Origin of the sequence: Prosthecobacter sp. (assembly GCF_049294395.1) — a bacterium.
Taxonomy (GTDB): Bacteria; Verrucomicrobiota; Verrucomicrobiia; order Verrucomicrobiales; family Verrucomicrobiaceae; genus Prosthecobacter.
Map to the genome: position 1 here is coordinate 1 of NZ_JBAQCR010000071.1, position 14,492 is coordinate 14,492.

The window sequence follows — 14,492 nt, forward strand, 5'->3', positions numbered from 1 at the left end:
CGCACTTCATCTCCAGTCGCGTTGTCCAGGTTGAGTTCGATGCACGGGCGGGCCACCACCGCTTATTCATTACCATAATTCTAAAATGTACAGCCGGAATATGACATTCTTTTTGAGAACCGGTCTAGAATGGAGCAACTCGGACACATTCACTCCGGCCAATTTCCGGTCTTCGTTCACCGCATCGGCAGCTATGACGAGTTGAGGTCTGTCACTCCACCGAGCAGGCACTCTGTTATTCTTCTCGCGGGAGATGCTAAGGGCATATCGACGGACATCATCAGCGAAGCGGCTGACCATCTGCTGGCCGCTGGACTCTCCTACGTCTGCACTTGGGGGCCAGATTGTGAGCGAGTTCACGACATCTTTGACCAGAGCTACGTTGGGGACGGCACCACAGAACCAATGTCAGAATTCATGAGCACTTGGCACAGTGCAGAGAGTTTCGAAGAGGCCGTTGAGTTCTTTGCGGTGACAGCATGGCCGATGGATGACACCATCGAGCACCTATCTTATCTTGCCATTTTGGTCGGTTTTGTTCGGACTGAGGTCATGTTCACCGAGGCGGTTCGCCCCTACCTCATCCAGACCGCATGACCATTCACTATCCATCAACCAAGGGTGAACAAATCGGGGCAGGGTGGAAAAACAGACATAATTAGCACCTGCCTCCGCCCATTCCATGGCTCTCCATTCCTTTGCTAAAATCAAGGCCTCCGCAACACCACGCCCGTCATCCACCGCCTGTATCCCTCGATCTCCCGGAATAATTAATCAGCGGCTTCCCTGAATCTGCGGGAAAAATTCTCCCCCTCCACCAAGAAGTAAAACGGAACCAGCCCTCCCATGCGCTGATTCAAAAGCTCTTCTCTGCGGCGTTCCAGCCTCTGCGGTGTTAAATCCGTGATTCCCTCACGTAGTGCTCCACCACACGCCCATGCACCTCCGCCTCTTCTTCGCTTTCCTCCTGCTCCCCCTCACGGGCATCTCCGCAGCCCCCCTCATCCCCGCCGGTGCCGCCTCCGTGGACATCACCCCGGACTACCCTGTCCGCCTCAGCGGCTACGGCGGCCGCCGCGCCCCCAACACCGGCGTCTCCCAGCACATCTTCGCCAAAGCCCTCGCCCTCGGCAGCGACGCCGAAGGCCCCGCCATCCTCGTCACCGTCGACAACGTCGGCGTCCCCGCCTCCATCCGCACCGAAGTCCTGCGCCGTCTCCAAGCAGACACCAAAGCCACCGACGCCCGCTTCGCCCTCTGCTCCAGCCACACCCACTGCGCTCCCATGCTCATCGGCGTGCTCCCCAATCTCTTCGGCATGGACATCCCCGCCGAGCACCTACCCGCCATCGAGCGCTACACCCGCGAACTCACCGACCACATCGAAAAAGCCGCCCGCGCCGCTCTCGCAAATAGAAAGCCCTCCTCCCTCGCCTGGGGCATCGGCAAAGTCGGCTTCGCCGCCAACCGTCGCCTCTTCCCCCTGAAGCCCATCGATCACGACCTCCCCGTCCTTCGTGTCACCGGCACCGATGGCAAAGTGCGCGCCATCTTCACCAGCTACGCCTGCCACTGCACCACCATCGGCATCGATGAAATCCACGGCGACTGGGCCGGCGTCGCTCAAGAAGCCCTCCAGCGCGAATTCCCCGGAGCCATCGCCCTCACCGCCCTCGGCTGTGGTGCCGATCAAAATCCGAATCCCCGCCGCACCATGGAACTCGTCAAACAATACGGCGAAGACCTCGGCGCAGAAGCCAAGCGCATCGCCACCAGCGAACTCAAACCCCTCAACGGCCCGCTCGCCTGCCAATCAAAACAAATCGACCTCGCCTTCGACACTCTCCCAACCCGCGAAGAATGGCAAACCCTCGCCGCCTCCAAAACACCCGCCATCGCCTACCACGCGCAGAAGAATCTCGCCCGCCTCGATCGCGGCGAAAAACTCCCCACCCATCTGCCCTACCTCGTCCAGCGCTGGAGCTTCGGCAACGACATGGCCATGGTCTTCCTCCCCGGCGAAATCACCGTCGACTACTCCCTCCGCATCAAACGCGAGTTCGACCGCTCACGCATGTGGGTCAACGGCTACTCCAACGACGTCCCCTGCTACGTCCCCTCCCGCCGCGTCCTCGAAGAAGGCGGCTACGAAGGCGCCGGTGCCATGGTCTATTACGACCGCCCCACCAAGTTCGCCCCCGATGTCGAAGACCGCATCATGACCGCCGTGCATGCCGTCACCCCCAAAGAATTCCTCACCCGCCCGGACCAAATCAAAACCGCTGAAGCCCCGTCAGCCATCGCCTATCCCGACCACTCCAACCTCCTCGTCGTCCGCGACTCCAAAGGCGCCGAACGTCCCGTCCAAACCGCCGCCGACTGGGCCGAACGCGTCACCCACATCAAAGCCAGCATGCAGCAAGTCATGGGCTCCCTCCACGACACCTCCCGCTGGTCTCCTCTCAACGTCAAAACCATCTCCGAAGAAAAAAGAGAGAAATACCTCCGCCGCAAAATCCACTACACCCCCGAACTCGGCGACCACGTCCCCGCCTGGCTCCTCATCCCAAACGAACTCCCTGCCAGCGGCAAAGCACCCGCCATGCTCTGCCTCCATCAAACCACCCAGATCGGCAAAGACGAACCCGTCGGCCTCGGCGGCAAACCCTCCCTCCACTACGCCCACGAACTCGCCGAACGCGGCTACATCTGCCTCGTCCCCGACTATCCCTCCTTCGGCGAATACCCCTACGACTTCAAAACCCAGGGCGCACACCGCGCCAGCGGCTCCATGAAAGCCATCTGGAACAACCTGCGCGCCGTCGATCTCCTGCAAACCCTTCCTCAGGTAAACAAAGACCGCATTGGCGTCATCGGCCACTCCCTCGGCGGCCACAACTCCCTCTTCACCGCCGTCTTCGACGACCGCATCAAAGCCGTCGTCACCAGCTGCGGCTTCACCCCCTTCCACGACTACTACGGCGGCAAAGTCGCCGGCTGGACCAGCGACCGCTACATGCCCCGCATCCGCGATGCCTACGAAAACAACGCCGACAAAATCCCCTTCGACTTCTACGAAATCCTCGCCGCCATCGCCCCCCGCGCCGTCTTCTCCAACTCCCCCATCCACGACACCAACTTCGACATCACCGGCGTCCGCAAAGCCTTCACCAAAGCCACCGAAATCTACACCCTCCTCAAAGCCGAAAACAAACTCACCCTAGTCACCCCCGACGCCCCCCACGACTTCCCCGACCCCGAACGGAAAGCCGCATATCAGTGGCTCGATCAAATGCTAAAATAATCTCAGGCGCGAATGGCACTCAGTTAAGAACCATCATCGCGAATAGAGCGCCGCAGACCAAAGCGCCCCGGAGCGCGGACTTCCAGTCCGCAGCACTCCGCAAGCACCCATGCCTCCGCACGTCTCCTCATCCTCTTAACCTCCAGCGAGCCCTCCTGCTCCTCATTTCTTCACCAACGTCGGCTCCGCCCAGATCGCATAGTTGCTCTTGGAATCAACACCGCGTGAAGTGAGCGCAAGCTGAAGCTCCCTAACCCCCGTCACATCACACTCCAGCAACTTTGCCGGATCAGTCCCATTCAGAATAACCGTCGTCAGCACCTTGCCATTCCCGCTGATCGTAAACTCAACGCGCCCCTTGGCTCCCAATTCCGGATGCAATCCGGCCAGCACCGTGAACCGCGAATAAACATCTTTCGGCAGCAAAAAAGTCAGCGCCTTCCCCATGCCCGCGCTGATCCCGTTTTTGAACTCCTGATTGCCGGATCCGACACAAAGTTTGAGCGGCATGTCCGTGTTTCCACCCGCCAATATGACCCCGCTCCGCGCATGCCCCCAGTTCGGCGAACTGAAAAACTGCGACTGCGGATAGTAGCAACTGGTCGCCTCCAGCGGAAAGAAGCTGCCAATTTGCACCTGCTTGAGCGCCGCCTGCTCTTCCGCTGCAAACTTCTGCATCCCGAGGCACAGGATGGTATAAACCGCATCCGCCACCACCTGCGCATCCATCGTCGCCGCCCGCAGCTGATGCCTCACGACACTTTCCTTGTCCTCCTTGTACAGCGCCTGGATGATCGGCACCGTGGTGCTGCGCGCATTGAGAATCTCATCATGCACCCGGTGCATGAGCCTCCATGCAGCTTCATCCACCGTGGTGCCAAGCAGCCGCGGCTGGTACCCAGCAATGCTCACCTTGAAGTCCCCGTTCTCAATCGGTCCATGCATGAGCTGGCCCTTCATGGCATCCGTCGGCGGCAGGAACTGCTGCAGCAGCGTAAACATGTTGTCTCCGGGCACCGTGTGCGAAGGGCTGCCATAATCTTCGATCTGATGGCAGACCGTGCCCATGTAACGCGCTGCATCGCCAGGCTTCCCGTTGCGCAGAGATGCAACCGCCTGCTCCATGAAGTAACGCATCGCTTCAAGATATTCCGGCTGCTGCGTCGGCAGGTGCAGGATTTTCAAATACACCTCATTGGGAACTGACTCCATCTTGGCATACTTTGCGTTTTCCTTGTCCGAGAACACATGGTCCGGAATCATGCAGTAGTTGTCGCCAAGTTGCGTCAATTCACCACCCAGCACCTCCTTTTGCCACGCCGGCAAAACCTCCAGCGCCGCTCTTGTGATGGCATGATGCGGCTCATCCCAGCCCAAGACCAAGGAGGGAGTTGCAAGGGGCAAAAGAGCGGCAAATGCGAGCTGTCTCATTGTGATTGAAGTTAATACTAAAGTTACTCAATGCGAAAAAGGGGTGCGCCAAACCGTAGGTTTGAAGTGATAACAATGAAAGCACCTCTTAAAGCATGGATGATCGTGATGCTCGCCGGAACGAGTTTCGCGGCGGAATCGTCGCGCCCCTTAAGCTTCGTCAATGATATTCAACCCATCCTCACCAAGGCGGGATGCAATGCAGGCGTGTGCCATGCCAAGGCGATTACAGGGCAGCGCGGCTTCCGTCTGAGCGTGCTCGGTTTTGAGCCTGAAGAAGATTACGAGGCCATCGTGAAGCAGGGGAAGGGACGGCGTGTGTTTCCACCGGCACCTGAGGAAAGTCTGCTGATCACCAAGGGCGCAGCCATCGTGCCGCACACGGGCGGGAAGAAGCTGGAACCGGGCTCCGAAGACTACAAGATGCTCGTGCGCTGGATTGCCGAAGGCATGAACTATGCGCAAAAGGATGAGGCCAAGCTGAGCAGCATTTTGGTGGAGCCTGCGCGCGTGACGATGAAAGTTAAAACCACGCAGCAGCTCAAAGTAACCGCACGCTACTCGGATGGCCGCAGCCGGGATGTGACCAAACTGGCGCTCTTTGAAGCCAATGACCGCGCCATGGCCGAGGCAGGAGAGCAGGGATTGGTGAAGACCTTGGATATTCCCGGCAACGTGGCCGTGATGGTGCGCTTCGGCGGCCGTGTTTCCGTCTGCAGCGTCTCGATTCCACTGGGTGCGCCCGTTGACTCGCTTCCACCGGTAAAGAATTTCATCGACCAGCATGTGTTTGCCAATCTGAAGCAGATCGGCGTGCCCCCTTCACCCATTTGCGATGACTCGACCTTTCTGCGCCGCATCTCCCTCGATATCGGTGGTCGCCTGCCTACGGCGGAAGAGACCAAGGCTTTCCTGGAGAGCCAGGCGCCTGACAAGCGGGACCGCGCCATCGAGACCCTTCTGAACAGCCCCGACTACGCGGACTACTTCGCCAACAAATGGACTTCGCTTCTCAAGAACACCCGTTCGGAAGCGGCGGACATCACCTCGAACTTCGCTTTCCACGCCTGGATGCGCGACAGCTTGCTGGCGAACACCAAGTACGACCAGATCGTGCGTCAGATCCTCGCCTCCACCGGCACCATCGTTTCAAATCCTCCAGTAGCTTGGTACAAGCGCGTGAAGGAGCCCACGACGCAGCTCGAAGACGTTGCACAGCTTTTCCTCGGCGTGCGCATGCAGTGCGCGCAATGCCATCATCATCCCTTTGAGCGCTGGACGCAGGCTGAGTATTATCACCTCGCCGCCTTCTTCAGCCAGATTGGTCGCAAACCGACCGCCATTGCCGGTGAAGACCTCATTTTCCACAAACGCGGCACCGCGCAGACCGAGCATCGTAAAACTCGCGTGATGCTGAAGCCCGCAGGTCTCGGCGAGCCGGAGCTCGACATTGCCCCCGATGATGATCCGCGTCTCGCGCTGGTCGACTGGATGAGCAAGAAGGACAATCCCTTCTTCGCCAAGTCTCTCGTGAACCGCTACTGGAAGCATTTCTTCAAGCGCGGCCTCGTCGAACCCGAGGATGATCTGCGCGACACGAATCCGCCGACCAATCCCGATCTCTTCGAGGCGCTGGCCAAAAGCTTCACGGACAGCGGCTACGATTTGAAAGCGCTCGTGCGCACCATCACGCAGAGCCATGCATATCAGCTCAGTTCCACGCCGAACCAGTACAATGCCGTTGATCGGCAGGCCTACTCCCACTACTACCCAAGACGGATGACCGCCGAGGTGATGCTCGACAGCATCGACATGGTCACCGGCTCCAAGACCGACTTCGCCGATCTTCCGGCCGGTACACGCGCCATATCGCTGCCGGACAACAGCTACAACCGCGCCGCGCCTTTCCTCAAGGTCTTCGGCCGTCCTGAGGGGGCCAGCGTCTGCGAGTGCGAGCGCGTTTCGTCCGCCAGCCTGGCGCAAAGCCTGCATCTCATGAATGCCGCCGACGTGAAGGCCAAGCTCACCGCCAGCGGCGGACGTGCTGAATCCTTGAGCAAGGCCGAGATGCCCGAGCCCAAGCGCATCCGTGAACTCTACCTTGCCGCCTTCTCCCGCGAACCCACCGCCGATGAAGTACGAATCAGTGAAAATTATGTCGTCAAGCCCCGCACTGATGCTGCCGGGAAACCGCTCGATTCCCAGCGTGCCAAACGCAACGGCTACGAAGACCTGCTCTGGGCACTGCTGAACACAAAGGAATTTTTGTACAATCACTAATCTATGCTCGCGAAATCCACACTCACACTCGCCGTCTTCACATGGATGGCTGCTTCGGCCCTCGCCCAGCAGGTCACACTGCCGTTGCCACGTCTGCTCACGGTCATGCCCATGGGCGGCCAGGCGGGCACGACAGTCGAGGTCACGATCACCGGCGAGAACACGGAGAACATCAGCGAGCTGATGTTCTCGACGCCAAAGATCACCGCGAAGCCGGTCGCAGGCACGGAGAATAAGTTCACCGTGAGCATTGCGGCGGATGCACCGGTGGGCGTTTATGATGCGCGGGTGATGTCACGACTTGGCGTCTCGGCGGCGCGGGCGTTTTCGGTGAACAAACTGCCGGAGGTGATTCGCACCAAGGCGAACAATTCCGTGGAGACGGCGATGGTGCTGCCCCTGGGCACCATCTGCAATGCGACGATGACGAAGCGGTCAGTGGATTTTTATGCATTCCAAGGCGTGAAGGGGAAACGCGTGGCAGTGGATTGCGCCGCCACGGGCATCGACTCCCGACTGACGCCGGTGCTGATCCTGGCGGACGCCAAAGGCGGCGATTTGAAAGTGAACCGCACCGGAGGCGTGATCGACTTCACACCACCTGCTGACGGCACCTACCTGATCAAGGTGAGCGACCTCACCTATCAAGGTGGCGAGCGCCTGTTCTACCGCCTCGCTTTGCAGGAAGTGCCGGGCACCGGACCTGCGCCACGGCAGCCACAAACGCAGACGGTCAGCGCGATGTCCTGGCCGCCAGCCGGTCTTGCCGCGACTGCGAAGGCGAATGAAACGGAGCCGAACAACAAACCTTCTGAAGCGCAGAAGATCACTCTGCCCTGCGACATTGCGGGTTCCTTTTTCCCAGCCGCGGATGTCGATACCTTCGAGTTCACCGCCAAGAAAGGCGAGACATGGTGGGTCGAAGTGGCCTCAGAGCGCCTGGGTTTGAACACGGACCCCTTTGTGCTCGTGCAGCAGGTGAAAGCAACGGGTGGAAAAGAAACGCTGACCGATGTGGCCGAGCTCTATGACATTGCCCCGCCCATGAAGGTCACCAGCAACGGCTACTCGTACGACGGCCCTCCATACGACGCCGGATCACCCGACGTGAACGGTAAGTTTGTGGTCAAGGAAGACGGGACTTATCGCCTGCAGGTGCGCGATCTGTTCGGAGGTACGCGCAGCGATGCGAACAACATTTATCGCCTCATCGTGCGTCAGGCCACACCGGATTTCTCCCTCGCCGCCTGGGCCGTTCACATGACACTGCGCAACGGCGACCGCGCTGCGCTTTCCAAGCCGATGGCTATGCGTGCGGGTGAGACGCGCGCCTTTGAGGTCGCGGTGCAGCGTCGCGATGGGTTCGATGGCGAGATTGAGATCGGCATGGAAAACCTGCCGCCTGGGGTGAGTGCCGCCGGATTGAAGATCGCGAAAGGCAAGCCCTGCGGTCATCTGATTCTGACTGCCTCAAGCGATGCGAAGCGCGGCTTCTCCCTCGCGAAAATCACCGGCAAGGCCACGGTCAATGGGGCCGTCGTGACGCGCCCGGTGCGGGTGGCGAGCATGGAATGGCCGGTGAAAGATGCGAAGGGCGAGATTCCTGCGCCGCGTCTCATGGCCGACGTTCCGGTTTCCGTGAGTGATTCCGAGCAGGCACCACTGACCATCGCCACTGCTGAAAACAAGGTCTTCGAGGCGAAGGTGGGTGAGACACTGAAAATCCCGCTCAAGCTCACCTGGCGCAATGAATTCAACGGCACCTCGATCAAGGTGAAGGCCTACGGCGAAGGCTTCAGCGCCATCAAGGAGTTCGACATTCCCCTCAAAGCAGCCACCTACGAGGCTGTGATTGATCTTGCCGCGTTGAAGATTGCGCCAGGAGATTACACCTTCGCTTTCCAGAGCCTGGGCATCTGCAAGTACCGTTACAACCCTGCTGCGGTGCCGCTGGCCGAGGCTGAGCAGAAAAAGGCCGAGCAGCTTGCCGCCACGGTGGCCGCCGAAGCCAAAAAACTCGCCGCCACGGATGCAGAAGCCGCGAAGAAGGCCGCAGAGAAGCAAAAGCAGGCGGAAGCCGCCATGACTGCGGCCACCAACCGCATGAAGGCCATCACCACGGCGGCATCGCCCACCGACACGGTGGAAATTCTCATTTCTGAACCGATTCGCGTTTCGGTGAAGCCCGCCGCAACCACCACCGCCAGCAAGTGATGAAGCCGCATTCCCTCCTCGTTCTCCTGTTCACCTCGACCGCAGCTCTGGCGGCCGATCTCGACTACTATCGGGACGTTTATCCGTTCCTGAAAGCGAACTGCATTTCGTGTCATAACAAGACGACGACGAAAGCAGATCTGAACATGGAGACACCGGAACTGATGATCAAAGGCGGCGAAAGCGGTCCTGCGATCATTCCAGGGAAAGGCGCGGAGAGCCTGATCGTCACTGCCTCGCTGCACACGAAGGACATGGAAATGCCGCCGCCGAACAACAAGTCTGGCGCGGTGAATCTCATCCCTGAGCAGATCGCCACCCTACAGGCGTGGATTGACCAGGGTGCAAAGGGTTCGGTGATGGTGGAGCGCGCGGTGGTGCTGCAGGCATTCTCCGCCAGCATTGATCCGATTTACAGCGTGGCGATGACGAAGGACGGGCGTTACGTTGCCTGCGGGCGTTCGAACCACATCTATGTTTATGACATGGCCACGCGGCAGTTCGTCGCGCAGATCAGCGACCCTGCGGAGAAAAATGGCGCAGCGCACCGCGCGCTGGTGCAGTCGCTTTCATTCAGCCCGGACGGCACGCGCCTCGCGAGCGGCAGCTTTCGTGAGGTGAAGATTTGGAAACTGGCAGAAGGCAAGCCAACGGCGAGTGCCGCGAAAGCGTCCTCGGCTCCTGCGAGCGCCGAGTTGATCAAGAAGATCGCCACTGCAGGCAAAGTCACTGTCCTGAGCAGTGCGATGTCTGCCGATGGCAAGCAGGTGGTCACAGGATGTGAGGATGGCTCCGTGCGTGTGTGGGATGCGGCGACCGCGAAGCCTGTCATCGAACTGCGCGGCAGTGTGGCGGCGGCAAAGAAGATGGCGGAACTGGACTGGGTCATCGCGGCGCAGACCTTGGAGCAGGCATTTCAAAAAAGTGAGATCACCCGAATCGAGGCCCAGGACAAGGCTCTGGATATTCTGCTGGGCAAAGCCAAGGAGGCCATTGTGGCCATGAACAAGGTGCTGCCCGAGAAGCAGAAAGCCGTGCCGCCGACCACCGAGGCGAAAACGACGGCACAGAAAGCTGTCGATGAAGCCGCCGCCAAAATCAAAGCATTGCCTGGCGGCAAACCTGATGCTGCGCTTGAGAAGGAGCTCAAGGCCGCGCAAGAAAAGCTCATCACCGCAAAAATGACGGAGGTTTCCGCGCTCGCGGCCGTCTCCGCCACGCAGAGCAATGTGAAAGACGCCGAGGATGACTTGAAGCGCATCACGGATTCCAAAGCCGTCAATGCGAAGGTCGTTGCTGCTGCGAATGCCGCCATCGCTGCCGCGAAAACTGTGCAGGACAAGGCCACGGCCGATCTCGCTGCTGCGAAGCTGGCACTGACGAAGACCACCGCAAAACCCATTGCCGTATCATTCTCCGCCGATGCGCTGCGTGTGGCCTCGATGTTCGATGATGGCAGCCTGCGCGTCTGGGGAACTGCCACTGGTACGCCGATCGAAGAAAGCACCGGCAGTGCTGCCGCGACCACGACCATCACCTCCTCTCCCGATGGTTCATTTGTGGCCACCAAGGCTGTCACACAGTCGGCAGGCAGTTCACCGCGCTGGGCATTGGAGCGCAAGATCGATCAGAAGGGACTCTTTGCCGATCGTGTGAATGCGGTGCGGTTCAGTCCCGATGGCAAAACCCTCGCCACAGGGGGCGGTGAGCTGTCACGCAGCGGCGACATCATTTTCTTTGACGTCGCAACTGGCAAGGCCACGCAGACCTGGAAGGAAAAGCATGCTGATACGGTGCTCTGCCTTGATTACTCGCCGGATGGAAAGCGTCTGGCCTCCGGTGGGGCTGACAAGATCGCGCGTGTCACCGACATCGCCACGGGCAAGCAGTTGAACCTTTTCGAAGGCCACACTCATCACGTCATGGGTGTTGCGTTCCGCAGCGATGGCCGTGTGCTTGCCACGGCGGGTGCGGAGGGCACGGTGGTGACTTGGAATATGATCATCGGCGAGCGGAAGAGAAAGATCGAAGGCTGGACCAAGGAGGTCACTTCGCTGCAGTTCATCGGCGCCACGAATCAAATCGTCACTTCGGCCGGTGACAACCGCATTCGCATTGTCACCGATGACGGCACCGAAGTCCGTGCCATGGCCAACCTGCCGGACTTTATGCAGGCCGCCGTGAGCGCGCCCAATGGCAGCGCCATCATCGGCGGTGGTGAAGACAGCATCCTGCGTGTGTGGGATGGCGCAGGAAAAGAGCTGGTGGTGTTTGGGGCGAAGTAGCTCCTTCGATGGGAGAAAAAAGCCGCTGTTTATTTCGTGAATTTTTCCCATGTCCTCCCTCATCCAACCTCCTTCTGCCGTTCGCTGTGCGGGTCCCATGCAGCGCCGCGCTTTCATGCAGTTTGGTCTGACCGGCATGGCAGCGCTGAGCTGGCCGAGCCTGCTCAAGCTGCGTGCGGATAACGCGGCGCTGCCGAAGAGTGAGCGTAAATCCATCATCATGGTCTGGCTGCCGGGCGGGCAGTCGCACATCGACACCTACGATCCGAAGCCGGAATCCAGCAGCGAGTACCGTGGGCCGTTCAAGACGATTGCCACCAAGATTCCGGGCGTGCATTTCACGGAGTTGATGCCGTTGCAGGCGAAGATTGCGGACAAGTTCACGGTGCTGCGCTCGATGAGTCAAACGGCGGGCGGGCATCCGGCGGGAACGCTGCAAATGCTCTCGGGTGACCCCGATACGCGCGACAAACCGGTGCCGCGTTTGCCGGACTGGATGTCCGTGGCGCATTACCTGCGGTCCAAAGATCCGCAGCGCCCGCAGGCGCTGCCAAACTATGTCAGCGTCAATCCGATCAACGCGACCTACAGTGGGCCAGCGTATCTGGGTGCATCCTATGCGCCGTTCTCAGTGAGCGAGGATCCGAACCGCCCGAGTTTTGAGGTGCCGAACATTGGCCTGCCGGATGAGGCGGAGACGCGCCGGCTCAGCGACCGCGTCGCGCTGCGTCGCAGTCTCGACAAGATGGAACGTGCGTTTGATCGCGAGGGCGAACTCGGTGCGCTCGATCAATTTGAGTCCCAGGCGATGTCCCTGCTTACGAATGCACAGACTCGCGATGCTTTTGATGTGAGCCAAGAGGACGCCCGCACACGGGACCGCTATGGACGGAATCGCTGGGGGCAGCAGCTGCTGCTCGCGCGGCGTCTGGTGGAGGCGGGTGTGGAGATCATCACCAGCAGCCTGCATGGTCCGCTGTGCGGTCGCACACAGGTGTGGGACGACCATGCGGTGGACCACCACATCTTTGAGGCGCTGCGATTCCGCATGGGAAACTATGATCAGGCGGTGTCCGCGCTGATCGAGGACATTTATGCAAGGGGTCTCGACAAACGCGTGCTCGTGGTCGTCACGGGTGAGTTTGGACGCACGCCGAAAATCACGTTTGACCGCAGCACGGGAGCGGGAGATGCCAGCGGACCTGCGGGCACGCTGCAGCCGGGCCGCGACCACTGGCCGCGGGCTTTTTCCAACATCTGGGCCGGTGGCGGCATCCAGACGGGGGCGGTCATCGGTGCCACGGACAAACGCGGCGAGGACGTGATCGAGCGGCCGTGCAGTGCGGGGGATTTTCTTGCGACGATCTATCACCATCTGGGCATTGATGCCTCCAAGGTCACGATCAATGACTTTAATGGCCGCCCGACGCCCATTGTTGATCACGGCCGACCGATTCCAGAGCTGATGGCGTGAGTTTTACCGACGTATTGCCCGATAAACACCGGCATCGGCAAGCGTAGGTTTCAGTGCATGTCTTCCATCATTCAGCCCCCTTCTCTCGTTCGCTGCGCCGGTCCCTTGTCGCGTCGCGGTTTCATGCAGTTTGGATTGTCAGGAATGGCGACGCTGAGCTGGCCGGGCCTGCTGAAGCTGCGTGCAGAAAATGCGGCGAAGCCGAAGGGTGAACGCAAGTCCATCATCATGGTGTGGCTGCCGGGCGGGCAGTCGCACATTGACACCTACGATCCGAAGCCGGAGGCCAGCAGCGAGTATCGCGGGCCGTTCAAGACGATCAGCACCAAGGTGCCGGGCATGCAGTTCACTGAGATGCTGCCGATGAATGCGAAGATCGCGGACAAGTTCACGATTGTGCGCTCCATGAATCAATCGGCGGGTGGACATCCCGCAGGGACGATGCAGATGTTTTCCGGTGACAGTGACACGCGCGACAAGCCGAAGCCGCGCCTGCCTGACTGGATGTCTGTGGCGCACTACCTCCGGGCCAAGGATGGCGGCCGCGCAAACCCGCTGCCAAATTACATCGGGGTGCCTGCGGCATCGCCTGAGTATTCGAGTCCGGCGTATCTGGGCGATGCGTATGCGCCATTCGCGGTGAACGATGATCCGAACCGCCCGAGCTTTCAGGTGCCGAACATCGGACTGGCCGATGAGTCGGAAAATCGCCGTCTCAGTGACCGCATTGTTTTGCGCAAGAGCCTGGACAAGATGGAGCGTGCGTTTGATCGCGAGGGCGAACTCGGTGCACTGGATGAATTTGAAGCCCAGGCGGCCACGCTGCTGACGAATCCGCACACCCGCGATGCCTTTGACCTGAGCAAGGAGGATGCCGCGATCCGTGATCGTTATGGACGCAATCGCTGGGGGCAGCAGCTTCTGCTGGCACGTCGCCTTGTCGAAGCAGGTGTGGAAATTGTGACCAGCAGTCTCAGCGGTCCTCTGTGCGGCCGGGTGAACAACTGGGATGACCACGCGGTGAACCAGCATCAGTTTGAAGCGTTGCGTTTCCGCATGCCAACCTACGACCGCGCGGTGTCCGCGTTGATCGAGGACATTTATGCGCGGGGTCTCGACAAACGCGTGCTCGTTGTCGTCACCGGGGAGTTTGGCCGCACGCCGAAGATCAGCTTTGACCGCAGCACGGGTGCGGGTGATGCCAGCGGACCCACCGGCACACTGCAGCCCGGACGTGATCACTGGCCACGTGCCTTCACCAATGTGTGGGCCGGCGGTGGCATCCAGACGGGTGGCATCATCGGTGCCAGTGACAAGCGCGGTGAAGATGTGGTAGAGCGCCCCTGCAACGCGAGCGACTTCCTTGCCACGATTTATCATCATCTCGGGATCGACTACTCGAAGGTCACCCTCAACGATCTCAACGGACGTCCTGTTCACATTGTGGAAAATGGCAGACCGATTGCGGAGTTGATCGCGTGATTATTTGCAGCCTTTGAGAGCG

8 protein-coding genes are annotated in these 14,492 nt (G+C 60.0%); 7 read left to right on the plus strand and 1 reads right to left on the minus strand.

Annotation, left to right across the window (positions count from 1 at the left end; genetic code table 11):
- Positions 1–129 precede the first annotated feature (129 nt).
- Both WAW39_RS04790 and WAW39_RS04795 read left to right on the plus strand, forming a co-directional pair.
- Complete coding sequence (locus tag WAW39_RS04790) at positions 130–597, plus strand: DUF7684 family protein (protein ID WP_422316322.1); 468 nt, start codon at positions 130–132, stop codon at positions 595–597.
- Between the two features lie 340 nt (positions 598–937).
- Complete coding sequence (locus WAW39_RS04795; protein ID WP_422316324.1) at positions 938–3,304, plus strand: neutral/alkaline non-lysosomal ceramidase N-terminal domain-containing protein; 2,367 nt, start codon at positions 938–940, stop codon at positions 3,302–3,304.
- 162 nt (positions 3,305–3,466) lie between these two features.
- On the opposite strand, the gene WAW39_RS04800 is transcribed toward WAW39_RS04795, so the two are convergent.
- Positions 3,467–4,735 (minus strand): NPCBM/NEW2 domain-containing protein, encoded by a 1,269-nt coding sequence (locus WAW39_RS04800; protein ID WP_422316326.1) that lies wholly within the window; start codon positions 4,733–4,735, stop codon positions 3,467–3,469.
- 75 nt (positions 4,736–4,810) lie between these two features.
- Here WAW39_RS04800 and WAW39_RS04805 point away from each other — a divergent pair, with 75 nt between their 5' ends.
- The 5 genes from WAW39_RS04805 to WAW39_RS04825 are packed head-to-tail and all read left to right on the plus strand — an operon-like array spanning position 4,811 to position 14,470.
- On the plus strand, positions 4,811–7,015 hold the full coding sequence (locus tag WAW39_RS04805) for a DUF1549 and DUF1553 domain-containing protein (protein WP_422316328.1): 2,205 nt from the start codon (positions 4,811–4,813) through the stop codon (positions 7,013–7,015).
- A 3-nt stretch (positions 7,016–7,018) separates the two neighbouring features.
- On the plus strand, positions 7,019–9,229 hold the full coding sequence (locus WAW39_RS04810) for a PPC domain-containing protein (RefSeq protein ID WP_422316330.1): 2,211 nt from the start codon (positions 7,019–7,021) through the stop codon (positions 9,227–9,229).
- The gene (locus WAW39_RS04815) at positions 9,229–11,514 is read left to right on the plus strand and encodes a c-type cytochrome domain-containing protein (protein WP_422316332.1); all 2,286 of its coding nucleotides are present in this window, start codon (positions 9,229–9,231) and stop codon (positions 11,512–11,514) included. Before WAW39_RS04810 ends, WAW39_RS04815 begins: the two co-directional genes overlap by 1 nt.
- Positions 11,515–11,563: 49 nt before the next feature.
- Complete coding sequence (locus tag WAW39_RS04820) at positions 11,564–12,988, plus strand: DUF1501 domain-containing protein (protein WP_422316334.1); 1,425 nt, start codon at positions 11,564–11,566, stop codon at positions 12,986–12,988.
- Between the two features lie 57 nt (positions 12,989–13,045).
- The gene (locus WAW39_RS04825) at positions 13,046–14,470 is read left to right on the plus strand and encodes a DUF1501 domain-containing protein (protein WP_422316336.1); all 1,425 of its coding nucleotides are present in this window, start codon (positions 13,046–13,048) and stop codon (positions 14,468–14,470) included.
- Positions 14,471–14,492 lie beyond the last annotated feature (22 nt).

Coding starts and splice junctions, on each gene's coding strand:
- WAW39_RS04790 (WP_422316322.1), top strand. CDS start 130: ATGGAGCAACTCGGACACATTCACTCCGGCCAATTTCCGGTCTTCGTT.
- WAW39_RS04795 (WP_422316324.1), top strand. CDS start 938: ATGCACCTCCGCCTCTTCTTCGCTTTCCTCCTGCTCCCCCTCACGGGC.
- WAW39_RS04800 (WP_422316326.1), bottom strand. CDS start 4,735: ATGAGACAGCTCGCATTTGCCGCTCTTTTGCCCCTTGCAACTCCCTCC.
- WAW39_RS04805 (WP_422316328.1), top strand. CDS start 4,811: ATGAAAGCACCTCTTAAAGCATGGATGATCGTGATGCTCGCCGGAACG.
- WAW39_RS04810 (WP_422316330.1), top strand. CDS start 7,019: ATGCTCGCGAAATCCACACTCACACTCGCCGTCTTCACATGGATGGCT.
- WAW39_RS04815 (WP_422316332.1), top strand. CDS start 9,229: ATGAAGCCGCATTCCCTCCTCGTTCTCCTGTTCACCTCGACCGCAGCT.
- WAW39_RS04820 (WP_422316334.1), top strand. CDS start 11,564: ATGTCCTCCCTCATCCAACCTCCTTCTGCCGTTCGCTGTGCGGGTCCC.
- WAW39_RS04825 (WP_422316336.1), top strand. CDS start 13,046: ATGTCTTCCATCATTCAGCCCCCTTCTCTCGTTCGCTGCGCCGGTCCC.